Consider the following 12,427-nt stretch of genomic DNA (forward strand, 5'->3'; position numbering starts at 1 on the left):
AAAAAGAGTACCTAGACCAATTAAGGTCTAGATACTCTCATAAATTATGTTCAACTTCACTTGACGAAGAGCCCTTACTTATCCCAAATATTGATGCGCTTTTCTGGCGCCAGGTACATCTTGTCGGTCGGCTTCACGTCGAAGGCGCGATACCAGGCGGCAAAGTTCAGCACAGGCACGTTGACCCGCAACTGGGCCGGCGCGTGCACGTCGGTCGTGGCGCGGGTTTGCGCCATGGCTGGCCGCATCTTGGTCGCCCAGGACTTAGTGTAAGCCTTGAAGAAGGCCTGCAGTTCGGCCTGTGAAGCGTCCTTGCCCAGCACGGCCAAGGCAACCGCCATCCCTGCGTTGTCGGCGATGTTTTCCGACACGGTCAGTCGCCCATTGATCTTGGCGCCATACGAGTCTCGCCCATCGAACTGCGCGGCCACCGCATCGACCTTTTTGCTGAAGGCAGCCTTATCGGCGGCGGTCCACCAGTTGTTCATCGAGCCGTTTTCGTCGTATTCGGCGCCGTTGTTATCAAAGGAGTGCGAGATTTCATGGCCAATCGTGGCCCCGGTGCCGCCGAGGTTCGCGGCCCGCGACCAATCAATGCTGTAAAACGGCGGCTGCAAAATGCCCGCCGGGAACGTGATGTCGTTTTTGGACGGATCGTAGCAGGCGTTGACCAGGTAACCCGGCATCGCCCATTCGCTGCGATCGACCGGTTGGCCAACTTGGCCGAAGCGGAAGGCCTGGACCTGGCTGGTCAGCTTGGCGACAGCTTCAACCAAGTTGTCACTGTCGGCAAAATGCAGCTGCAGCGCAAGTTTCGGTTCTTCGTCCGGGTAGCCCATCTTGATTTTCATGGTCTTCAGCTTGCGGATCGCCTTTTCGCGGGTCTCGGCACTGAGCCAGGTGTTGTGATTGAGCTGGACCTGATACTGGGCAATCAGCTCCTTGACCATGGCCGTGATGTTGGCCTTCGCCTTTTCACCAAAATATTTACGGCCGTAGTACAGCCCCACCGAATCGGCAAAGAACGCGTTCGTCAGCTGGAACGCGGCCTTGACCCATTCCGTGGCCGCCTCTTGACCGGTCAAAAAGCGTGCGTAGGCGCCGGCCTGGGTGCGCAGATTATCGCTGAGCAAATCCGCGTCATTGAGCAGTTCGTTGATGATGGCGCGGTGCTGCCATTGCTGGTAATTATCTTCTGAAATTAGGGTGTTCATCTGCGCAAACACATCCGGCATCAGGACATTCACCGTTGCCGGCGTCGCAGGCAGCACACTGGCCAAGGCATCGGTCAGACCAATGTTGCTGGTTTCGTGCGCCAGGTCGGCCCAGCTGGTCGGGTGGTCCCAGTTGGTGTCAACCGCCAGGAACTCATTGGTCGGCGTCAGCTTGCCGAGCCGCTGGTCAAAGGCCAGCGCATCGGTAACGTATGCCGCCGCCGTGTCAGCGCTGTAGCCCGCTGCCTGGAGCAGACCTTCAACCATTTTGCGCCAGGCGTCAAACTTCTCCTGGTTTTCCGGCGTGTCCTTCGCGTACTGCTCGGCGTCCGGCAAAATGGTGCTGAAGCCGGCCAGGTGCAGCTGGTTGGTGGTCGCGTCGTGCATATCGGCCATGACCATCCAGTCGTACGGTACTGGATAATCATCTTGAACCAATTCCGGCAGCGCAGCCTTGTAATCAGCCAAGGTCTTGAGGCTTTCCAAGTGCTTTAACCGCGGCACAATCGGGGCGATGCCTAGCGCGTCGCGGGCCGCTTTGTCACTGGCCTTCACGTACAGCTTGGCGGCGTACTGCAGCGCCGGGTCATCTGTCGTCTGCTCGCCGTTAGCCAGTGCGGTCAGATCTTTGACCAGCTTGGCGCGAATGTTGTCAGTCAGGTCGGAGTCGGCACTGACCATGGCCTTGTCAGGCGGGATCACCGTTTTTTCCTGCCAGTCGCCGTTGACGGCCATGTAAAGATCATCTTGAATCCGTGGTTTATCTGTCATGTTTCCTCCTCGTGATTTCACTGTTTTCTCGCATTGCTTTAATCATAGCCAACTGCCAAGGGATTCACAACCGTAACCCAAAAGCCGCCGCGGGTTGCGACGACTCCAATCAGTTAATGGGTTCTCAGGTAATCCAGCGCATCCTTCAGCGTTTTGACCGGGACGATTTTCATCTTGGTCTTGATCTGCTTGGCGGTGCGGGCGGCCACGGCGTAATTGTTATCGTAACTCGGGTCGAGCTTGCGGATCTGCCTGGTGGCCGGCTGGTCCGGGGCAAAAAAGACCTTGGCGCCTTCCTTGTCAGCCATGTAGACCTTCTTGTCGATGCCGCCGATTTGGCCGACGTTGCCGTCGCCGTCAATGGTGCCAGTACCAGCGATCTTCTGGCCGTGGCGGAAGTGCTGATTGGTCAGCTCAGTGTACACCTGGACCGCAAACATCAGGCCGGCGCTTGGGCCGCCGATCTGACCGGCATCGATCTTGACCTGCGGGGTCGTGCTGATGGTCGTGTGCTCGGTCAGCTCAATGCCGATGCCGGCCTTGTTGGTGCCGGGCAGCTTCATCAGCTTCGCCGTCGCCGTGTGCACCTTGCCCTTACGCGTGAAGGTCAGCGTGAGCTTGGAGCCAATCTTGCGTGACTGAATTTCTTTGATGTACTGGTTGGCGGTGGTATAGCGCTTGCCGTCCAGCGCGGTGATGGTGTCGCCCACCTGCAGCTTGCCCTTAAACGGCGACCCTTTGACCAGCGACATCACATAAATGCCGAGGTGGCGCATTTTGGCCGGCTTGCCCGCCGCTTTGAAGGCGGCCTGGACCGCGTTGTTGGCGGCGCTTTTAATATACTGTTCCTGCAGAAAATCATAGGCCTTGGAATCATCGTCGCCCATCAGTTCCTGCTTGGACATGATCTCGGAATACGGCTGCAGCTTCGCCCACAGCAAAAGCGCCGGCGAGGCCGGGCCGACCACGCCGACCGTGGTCAGCATGTAGGCCCCTTTTTCCGTGTCCTTCTTACCTTCAACCGTCACGTACGGCTTCAGCGACTCGGCCGAGCCTGGCACCTCGGCGTAGTAGTTGGTGGGGTAAAACAAGAGACCGGCAGCCACTACCAGCGCGGCAACCAGTCCCCCAATGAGCCCCCAACGACGTTTGTTGCTAGTTTTTCTTTGCTTGCTCATGCGCATCACCTAACTTGGCCATCACGGCGGCGTTCACGTTTGCTGGCAGCAGCGAACTGACATCGCCGCCGAATGTGGCCACTTCCTTGATCAAACTCGACGAGAGGAACCGGTAGCGTTTGTCTGCCAGCAGCAGCACGGTTTCCAGCTGCGGCGACAGCACCTGGTTCATCTCCGCGATGTCCTGCTCGTAGTCGAGGTCCTTGCCGGAGCGCACGCCGCGCACCAGCACGGTGGCACCGATTTGCTGGGCGAACCGCACCGTCAGCATCGACGGCGCCGCCACCACTTCGACGTTAGCCAGGTCCGCCGTGGCTGCTTTGATCAGCGCCACTTTCTCCGCGCCGGTGAACAGCGGGCGCTTAGAGGTGTTGGTCATCACCGCGACCACGACCGTGTCGAACATCTTGGCCGCGCGGGTCACGGTATCGAGGTGACCATTGGTGAAGGGATCGAAACTCCCGGGAAAAATTGCTTTGACCATCTACTCTGCCTCGCTTTGCTTCAAAATCAGGACCTGAGCGACGCCGTAGGTCTGGCGGCGCACCTTTTCATAACCAGGAATCACGTCGGGATAAACCACGTCCATCCCCGTTTCAAACATCACCGTGCCTCCAGGGGCCAGCAGGTGCAGTTCCAAGATCAGCGCCATCTGGGCCAGCGCCTCCTGCTTGGCGTATGGCGGGTCGGCCATGATCAGGTCGAACTGCCAGCCCGCTTCGCCGAACGTTTTCAGCGCGCGGTCCACCGGACTTTTCAGCACCGTGAAGCGCTCTGGGTGTGGCAACTGGCCGACGTTTTCCTTGATCACCTTGATGGCCGGGTACGCCTTGTCGACCAATGTCGCTGAGGCCATGCCGCGTGACACGGCCTCGATGGCGAGAGCGCCGGTGCCGGCGTACAGGTCGAGGGCCGCGCCGCCGTCAAAATAAGGCCCAAGCATGTTGAACATGGACTCTTTGACCTTATCCGCTGTCGGTCGTGTATTTGCGCCGGGCACGGCGGCCAGGCGCCGGCCGCGAAATTCGCCGCTAATGACGCGCATCGCGATACCTCTTGGGCGCATCGTCGTCCTGGTCGTCCTCAAGGGCCGACAGGCTGGTGTCCCCGGAGTACTCGGTGGCGATGAACGGGCGCTGCGACTTTTCGACCGCCTTGACGAAGCGGAGTTTCTTGAGCTTGGCCATGGTGTCGTCGATTTTGTCCATATCCAGGTACAAATAGACATATTTCATGCGGCGCGACGCGTACAGAATCGTGCCGTAATGGCGCAGGGTCTTCATCTGTTTGAGTGAATACACCCAGACCACTAGGCCCTGGCGTTTGGTGACCTCAAGCATGCAATTCCTCCTCACAAAATCAGTTCTGCGCCAGCGGCTTCAGTTTGGCCAGCAGCTCGCCGGTTTCCACTAAGTCGCCAACACCGGCATACAGGTGCGTGATGGTGCCGGCAAATGGCGCGTGCACCGTGGTTTCCATTTTCATGGCCGAGGTGACAAAAAGCGCGTCGCCCTTTTCGACCTGCTGGCCTTCCTTGACCTCGATGCCGACCAGCCGGCCGCCCATCGGCGCGCCAATCTGGTTCTGGTCGGTCGGTTCGGCCTGACGCTTCGTGGCCACTGTGTGCTGAGCGGATTCGTCCAGGATCTGGACCTCGCGCTTTTGCCCGTTGACCGTGAAGTACAAGGTGCGCTTGCCCGCCGCATCAGCCGGCGAAATGGCATCCAGCTGCATCACGACTTGCAGGCCAGGCCGCACGTCGACGCTGATGCGCTCGCCGATCCGCATCCCTTGGAAGTAGGTCTGGCTATCCAGCGCGGTGATGGGGCCGAACTTCAGGCGGTTTTTCAGGTAAGTCGTGTAGACTTCGGGGTACAAAATAGCAGACAGGACTTGCGCATCAGTCGGGTGCGGCAGGCCCTTTTCAATCAGCTGCTGGCGCACAGCGGTAAAGTCGACCGGCTCGGCCAACGCCCCGGGGCGCTGGGTCAGCGGCTTTTCCCCTTTGAGGATCTTGGCCTGCAATTGTTTTGGAAAACCGCCAACCGGCTGGCCGAGGTCGCCCTTGAAAAAGTCCACGACACTGGCCGGAAAATCAATGGTCTCGCCGTGATCCAGCACGTCCTGCGGGGTCAGGTGATTCTGCAGCATGAACAGCGCCATGTCGCCGACCACCTTGGACGACGGCGTAACCTTGACGATGTCGCCGAACATCTCGTTGACCTGCGCGTACATTTGCTTGACGGCCTCAAAGTCGGTGATGTCCATCGACTCGGCCTGCTGTTTCAGGTTGCTGTACTGGCCACCTGGCATTTGCACCGTGTAAATATCGGTCAAAGGCCCAGTCACGCCGTTGGCGAAGTCCTGGTAGTACGGGCGGACCTGTTCGAAGTACTGGTTCAGCTTCTCGGCGCCTTGGACATCCAAGTCCGGCTGCCGGTCGTTATTGGCCAGCGCGTAATACAGGCTCTCCATGCTCGGCTGGCTGGTCGTGCCGGAAAAGGCGGATTGAGCAACATCGACCACATCCACACCGGCGTTGACCGCCTGCACGTAAGTGGCCACCCCGTTGCCGGTGGTGTCATGCGTGTGCAGGTGAATCGGCACGTCGACCGCGTCCTTCAGCGCACTGACCAGCTCGTAAGCGGCCTCGGGCTTCAGCAGCCCGGCCATGTCCTTGATGGCCAAAATGTTGGCGCCGGCGTCGACCAGCTGCTTGGAAAGATCGACATAATAGGCCAGCGAGTACTTCGGGTGGCTGTCGGCCAAAATGTCACCGGTGTAGCACATCGTCCCTTCGGCCAGCTTGCCCGTCTCCCGCACCGCGTCGATCGAGTGTGTCAGCTGCGGCACCCAGTTCAGCGAGTCGAAAATGCGAAAGACATCGATGCCGCGGTTCGCCGCGACTTGGATGAATTTCTTAATGACGTTGTCTGGGTAGTTCTGGTAGCCAACCGCGTTGCTGCCGCGGAACAGCATCTGCAGCAGCGTGTGTGGCATGCGCTTGCGCAGCTGATCTAGCCGGATCCATGGCGATTCATTCAGGAAACGGTACGCGACATCAAACGTCGCCCCGCCCCACATTTCCGCGGAAAAAAGGTTCGGCAGCGCATTGCTGAAGTCCGAGGCGACCCGCAGCATGTCGCGCGTACGCATCCGCGTGGCAAACAGGCTTTGGTGCCCGTCGCGCAGCGTGGTGTCGGTCAGCAGTACCCGCTTTTGGGCGCCGAGCCACTTGGTCACGGCATCGGCGCCTTGGTCATGCAGCATGGCGACCAGGTCGGTTTGCGGCTGGGTCTTTTCGAACCGCGGCTGGTAGTCAAAATCTGCCAGCAGCTTTTCGCGGTGCTGGTGCACTCCGGGGAAGCCGTTGACCGTGGTTTGGCCAATGTAAGTCATCAGCTGCGTGGTGCGACTTTCCACCGGGCGCAGCTTGAACAGCGAAGGCGTCTCATCGATGAAGGTGGTCGTCGCACTGCCAGAGCGGAATGTCGGTGTTTCCAAGACATTCAGCAAAAAGGCCAGGTTGGTCTTCACGCCGCTGATGCGAAATTCCTTCAGCGCGCGCGTCATTTTCGCCACGGCACCCAGAAACGAGCCGGAGTGAACGGAAGTTTTGACCAGCAGCGAATCGTAGTACGGGCTGACGACCGCGCCGGCATACGCGTTGCCAACATCCAGCCGCACGCCGTTACCGCCGGGACTACGGTAAGTCGTGATGGTCCCGGTGTCGGGCATGAAGTGGTTGCTCGGGTCTTCGGTCGTGATGCGGCACTGGATCGCCGCCCCGCGCGTGGTAATGTCTTTTTGCTGCGGGATGCCGATGTCTTTGAACAGGTCCTCGCCGGCGGCAATGCGCAGCTGTGCTTGGACGATGTCGACGTCGGTGATCAGCTCCGTGATGGTGTGCTCGACTTGCACCCGCGGGTTGACCTCGATGAAGTAGAACTGGTCCCCTTCCACCAAAAACTCGACGGTGGCGGCGTTGTCGTAATTCACACTCTTCATCAGCGCCACCGCGGCATCACAGATCTGCGCCCGGAGCGCAGGCGCCAGCCCGACCGCCGGCGCGATTTCGATCACCTTTTGGTTGCGGCGCTGCACCGAGCAGTCGCGCTCGAACAAATGGATCAGGTTGCCGTTGTGGTCGCCGAGAATTTGCACCTCGATGTGCTTAGCATCTTTCAGGTAGCGCTCAACATACATGCGATCGTCGCCAAAACTGGCCACGGCCTCGGACACGGCGTTCTGGTAGACGTCCTTGAGCTCTTTTTCGGAGTGGACAATGCGCATGCCCTTGCCGCCGCCACCAGACGCCGCCTTTAGCATGATCGGGAAGCCGTGCTTTTCGGTGAACGCGACGATCTCATTAAAATCGCGGGTCGGCTCGGTCATCCCCGGAATCGTCTGCAGGCCGGCCTTGACCGCCGCCCGCTTGGCAGCGACCTTATCGCCGAACATGTCCAGCAGCTCGGGCCGTGGGCCAACAAAAGTCAGCCCGGCCGCTTCAACGCGCCGCGCAAACTCGGCATTTTCCGACAGCAGCCCGTAACCGGGATGGATGGCGTCGGCCCCGGACTCCTTGGCGATGCGAATGATGTCTTCCATGTCGAGGTAGGCCTCGATTGGCCCCTTGCCGGCCCCGACCTGGTAGCTTTCCTGGGCCTTGAACCGGTGAATGGTCAGCTCGTCTTCCTTGGCGTAGATGCCAACGGTTTTGAGCCCCAACTCTTCGCTTGCCCGAAAGATCCGCACCGCGATCTCGCCGCGGTTAGCTACTAAGACTTTACGCATGTGCGTGCTTCCTTTCACTTGCTCTGTTTGCCGGCCTGTTTGCGGGCCAACGCCTGCTTATCCATCGCGGAAATATTGAGCATGACCCCCATCGCAATGCTGAGGACCAGCATCGAGGACCCGCCGTAAGAAACAAATGGCAGCGTGACCCCGGTGACTGGCAGCATGCCGGTGACCGCACCCACGTTGAACGTGGTCTGAATCAGCATCATGGTCGCAATGCCGTAACTGATCAGCGACCGGTACGCGCTTTTTGAGCGAATCCCGATGCGGTAAATGTGGGCGATCAGGTAATAAATCAGGCCAATCACGACCGCCGCGCCAACCAGCCCGAGTTCCTCGGCAATCACCGCCAAAATAAAGTCAGTGTACGGCTCAGGCAGGTAACCCAATTTTTGGGTGCCGTTGCCCAGGCCGACCCCAAACAGGCCGCCGTGATTGATGGCCAGCAGTGAATTGACGACCTGATTGCCAACCGTCTTGCTTTCCTGAAACGGATGAATGGCGGCCGTCAGGCGCTGAATCTGGTAGTGCTTGGTCAACCAGTGCGGCAGCTTGACGTTGGCGAAAACATAATACAGGCTGCCGACCAGCAGGGCCAGCCCGGCGAAGAATCCGGTGCCCCACCCCAGGGCAATGCCGCTGGCACACAGCATCATCAGCGTGATGCCGGTGATGATGATCGCGCCGCCGGTGTCCGGTTCGACCAGCACCAGGAAGATGCCCAGGCCCACCAGAATCAGCGGCTTAACCAGCTCTTTAATGGAAAAGTCGGGCCGCCGCATGTTGTCCTGGCGCTGGCTGAACATGTAAGCCAGGTAGAAAATGATGATCAGCTTGGCAAACTCGGTCGGCTGAATGTTGATCGGGCCAACCGGGATCCAGGCCGCCGCGCCGTTGACCGACCGGCCAACAAACAGCAGGTAAAACAGCCCGAGGAACAGGACCGCCCACAGCAGCAGCTGCACCCGCGGGTGGCGGAACACGCTGAGCTTGAAGTAGAAGAAAAACAGCGCCAGCAGCAAGCCGGCGATCACAAACAGGAGCTGTTTGATCATCACTGCGTTATCGGCCCAGTGATACTGGGTCTGAATCCAGTACGCGCTGGCCGAATAAACCATCACGACCCCAATCGCGCTCAGGACGAGGTACGGCACTAAAATTTTATAATCCAGGTAATGCAGCTTTTTCAGCAACGGGATCGCCCTTTCGCGGCAAAGTTGACATTATTATATCATAGCTGAAAGGCGCCGGGACCGGCAGTGGTCGGGCCGGCGGAAGACCGGGCCAAAATTCACGGACAAAACTTAAAATCAGGCAAGAGTCTTTCATTTTTCTCTCATAAAGTTGTTTCCTCTGGTTAAGAAAAGCGGTAGACTGGTTCCATATATTGCAACGAGGAGTGAATAATTTGGCAAAAGCAATCTCATTTGATCAGATCGATCAGTACCACAAGGACTTTGTCGACCAGCCTGGCGCCCAGGTGCTGGCCAAGGCCGTGCAAAATGTCGGCCCGCAGGCAGCCAGCCGCGGCACGCTGAACGACAAAGCCATTAAGCCCGCCTTTTCCATTGAGCTGGACACTGGTAAGGTCACCAACCAGAAGCAGTCCGGACGCTGCTGGATGTTTTCCGAGCTGAACACCATGCGCCATTTTGCCGGCGAGAAGTTCGGCATCAAGGACCTCGAGTTGTCCCAGGCCTACCTGGCTTTCTACGACCGCATCGAAAAGTCCAACCTGTTTCTCGAGCAGGTAATCGCCGACCCCACTGCCTCCCCGACCGAAGACCGCAAGCTGGCGACTTTGCTGCAGCAGCCCAACGGCGACGGCGGCCAGTTCGACAACGCCCCGGCGCTGATCGAGAAGTACGGCATTGTGCCCAAGTCGGTCATGCCTGAAACCTTCAACAGCTCCGCCACCGGTCAGCTCAACGCCGTGCTGAACCTCAAGCTCCGCAAAGCGGCCAACGAGCTCCAGCAGGCGGCCAAGGCCGGCAAGGATCAGGACGCGCTCGAAGCCATCAAGGACGACAACCTCAGTGCCATTTACCGCATTGTCGCTTACGCTTACGGCAACCCGCCAGCGACCTTCGACTTCGAGTACCGCGACGACAAAAAGAACTTCCACGCCGACCGCGGCCTGACGCCGAAGGAATTTTACGCCAAGTATGTTGGCTGGGACCTGGGCCAGCACGTCAACCTGGTTGCCGACCCACGCGACACCAAGCAGTACTTCCAAGCTTACAGCCTGCCAAGTCAAAACACCGTCGTTGGCGGGAGGCCGATCACCTTCGTGAATGTGCCAGCAGACCAGCTGGCACAAATGGCGATCAAGCAGCTGCAAACCGGCGAGGCCGTTTGGTTCGGCAATGACGTCGGCCAAGACGTCGACCGCGATACCGGGACGCTGACCGGCGGCCTGTATGACTACTCGACCCTCTTCGGCTTTGACATGAAGCTGGGAGTGGCCGACCGCTTCGCCATTCGGCAGGCCGAGGTTACCCACGCGATGACCCTCACCGGTGTCGACTTGGACGACAACGGCCAGCCGACCCGCTGGAAGGTCGAGAACTCCTGGGGTAAGGACCGCGGCAACGACGGCTATTACGTCGCCGACCAAAGCTGGTTCGAGCAGTACGCCTACGAAGTCGCGATTCGCAAGGACCTGCTGACGCCGGAGATTCTGGCCGCCACGCAAACCGAGCCGATTCCGCTGGACCCATGGGACGAATTGCACTAGAATGCACCACCGTTGTTACGAAAATGGTCGCTTCCACTGGGAGGCGACTATTTTTTCACGCAAAAAAACCTGCAGGTCCCCCCGCAGGCCAGTTAATTTTTAGTTAGTCGTTGCAGTCGTCTTCCAAGGCAAACGCGCGCGCCTTTTTCTGCTCTTCCAGGTACTGTTCCAGTGCGTACTTCACGACGGCAGAAACATCTCCGTCGAGCGTCTTCGCCTCTTCGGCTACCTGTGCGGCCAGATCAGCCGGCAGTGCGATCGTCATTTCTTGAGTTGCCATGATGAACCCCCATTCGCAGATTTCAAAGCCAACTCGGTAAGCGTAACACCATTTACCGCTGCCGTCACTCCGAAATAAGGCAGGCCTAAGGAGGTCCTTTCAATATCTAAGAAGGTTGAGTCTATACAACTCGGTCTTGTTTTTTCGGCAGCGCAACAAACAATCCAACTTCTGCATTGGTGACGTTGAATGCCTTCCTGCCAAAATAAGTCATAAAGCCTGAGAAATAAGGGATATCTTTAGTTCGACAACGTGAGCTTCAGAACACACTAGCTCGGCTCATCTAGACTTATTGTAATCAATCTGAAAAAGCGATATATTATCGGCGTATACAAAAATATGCTTTAAAAACGGTTGGCCAACCTACTAAAAGAGTTTTCTCGCTAGCATATTTGCATTTTAGTAACAAAATGCAAACGGACTGAGAAATGCTGCGTGGATTGACCTATTTCTTTACTCTTTTGACAGATTTTCGTGGTTTGTAACCAGCTGCAGCCAGCTTCTGAGCGAGAGAAACAACCGGAAAGAATAGTTCATTACACAAAGAAGGAAGTTTAATAGTTATGCAATCATTTAAAAAATTGTTGCAAAAAATGCCTCGCAAGTTATCACTTTGCCTATGGGCAATTATATTATTACTCGTCGCATTGGGCTTCACCTCTCTCGCCCAATTAATAACTACTCATACCTCTAATTATGACCGGGCAATTGATTTCTTTGGTAACTTTGGTGCCGCAGCTATTGCCGCATTATTTGTCGTCTATCAAGCCAGCCGCTCACACGAAGATGTTCAAGAGCAAATTGCTCATGAAAATAGAATTCAGCAGGCAACAGCCTACAATAAAGTAAGACCAATGCTGTTTTTTTTACAAAAAACTTTCAAAGCTAAAGATGCTATCTCTAAAGTTCAGCCCGGTGATAGAATATTTATCATGTCGAAAGGGTTGGACGAACTCGAGGCGAGTGGAAAGTATGGCAACATTTCTGACCCGTCCGTATTTGTCAATTTTTTAAATAATTTTCATGAGGCGAGTGTCACTCTGTTTGAACTCAGACTATTCTATGGCGAGCCGGTCCATCACGTACGAATTAGCTTTAAAAACGGAACGGGAAAAAACAGCAGATTTTATATTCCATTCCTCGAGCCAGGCAAGAACAACATCATCATAAGCGGGGATATGCTTAAAGCTTTTAGCACTTATCAAGCGGAAAAAGCAACAAAAACAGGCAACACTAGTTATGGTAAGTTTGACAGCCCAGTGCCTTCAGAAACAGTTGTGAAAAAACTCATCTCAGATGATATCTTGGTTGAATTCGACACAGTTTTACATGAGCACGTAAAAATTACTTTCACCAAAAAAGACAAAGAACAAGATCCCCAGTTTACAATTCAAGTGCAACACCTTAGCGACTAGACCAAAAAGGCCATGAAGACCTATTCTTGTTAGTG

General features: G+C 56.8%; 10 protein-coding genes. 2 read left to right on the forward strand and 8 right to left on the reverse strand.

Annotated features, from left to right (window positions below):
• Positions 1–74: 74 nt before the first annotated feature.
• From JUF21_RS10860 to JUF21_RS10890, 7 genes are all read right to left on the reverse strand, one after another.
• Positions 75–1,985, reverse strand: a complete 1,911-nt coding sequence (locus JUF21_RS10860) for a M13-type metalloendopeptidase (protein ID WP_203624263.1) — start codon at positions 1,983–1,985, stop codon at positions 75–77.
• Between the two features lie 113 nt (positions 1,986–2,098).
• Positions 2,099–3,163, reverse strand: coding sequence for a SepM family pheromone-processing serine protease (locus JUF21_RS10865; RefSeq protein WP_203624264.1), 1,065 nt, complete (start codon positions 3,161–3,163; stop codon positions 2,099–2,101).
• A complete protein-coding gene (coaD, locus tag JUF21_RS10870) occupies positions 3,141–3,647 on the reverse strand; it encodes a pantetheine-phosphate adenylyltransferase (RefSeq protein ID WP_203624265.1) in 507 nt (168 codons plus the stop codon). Before coaD ends, JUF21_RS10865 begins: the two co-directional genes overlap by 23 nt.
• Positions 3,648–4,208 (reverse strand): 16S rRNA (guanine(966)-N(2))-methyltransferase RsmD, encoded by a 561-nt coding sequence (rsmD, locus tag JUF21_RS10875; RefSeq protein ID WP_203664601.1) that lies wholly within the window; start codon positions 4,206–4,208, stop codon positions 3,648–3,650.
• Entirely contained in the window at positions 4,195–4,503 is a 309-nt protein-coding gene (locus JUF21_RS10880) for a YlbG family protein (RefSeq protein WP_203624267.1), read from the reverse strand. Before JUF21_RS10880 ends, rsmD begins: the two co-directional genes overlap by 14 nt.
• Before the next feature lie 19 nt (positions 4,504–4,522).
• The gene (locus JUF21_RS10885) at positions 4,523–7,957 is read right to left on the reverse strand and encodes a pyruvate carboxylase (protein WP_203624268.1); all 3,435 of its coding nucleotides are present in this window, start codon (positions 7,955–7,957) and stop codon (positions 4,523–4,525) included.
• Positions 7,958–7,971: 14 nt separating this feature from the next.
• Positions 7,972–9,150 carry an FtsW/RodA/SpoVE family cell cycle protein gene (locus JUF21_RS10890; protein ID WP_203624288.1) on the reverse strand — a complete coding sequence of 393 codons (1,179 nt, stop codon included), beginning with the start codon at positions 9,148–9,150 and terminating at the stop codon, positions 7,972–7,974.
• Positions 9,151–9,368: 218 nt separating this feature from the next.
• Here JUF21_RS10890 and JUF21_RS10895 point away from each other — a divergent pair, with 218 nt between their 5' ends.
• Positions 9,369–10,697 carry a C1 family peptidase gene (locus tag JUF21_RS10895; RefSeq protein WP_203664603.1) on the forward strand — a complete coding sequence of 443 codons (1,329 nt, stop codon included), beginning with the start codon at positions 9,369–9,371 and terminating at the stop codon, positions 10,695–10,697.
• A 103-nt stretch (positions 10,698–10,800) separates the two neighbouring features.
• On the opposite strand, the gene JUF21_RS10900 is transcribed toward JUF21_RS10895, so the two are convergent.
• Positions 10,801–10,977, reverse strand: coding sequence for a ribbon-helix-helix protein, CopG family (locus JUF21_RS10900; protein ID WP_203664611.1), 177 nt, complete (start codon positions 10,975–10,977; stop codon positions 10,801–10,803).
• Between the two features lie 563 nt (positions 10,978–11,540).
• On the opposite strand from JUF21_RS10900, the gene JUF21_RS10905 reads away from it, so the two are divergent.
• On the forward strand, positions 11,541–12,392 hold the full coding sequence (locus tag JUF21_RS10905; protein WP_203664613.1) for a hypothetical protein: 852 nt from the start codon (positions 11,541–11,543) through the stop codon (positions 12,390–12,392).
• Positions 12,393–12,427 lie beyond the last annotated feature (35 nt).

The sequence above is a fragment of the Lacticaseibacillus sp. 53-4 genome, assembly GCF_016861805.1.
Classification (GTDB): domain Bacteria; phylum Bacillota; class Bacilli; order Lactobacillales; family Lactobacillaceae; genus Lacticaseibacillus.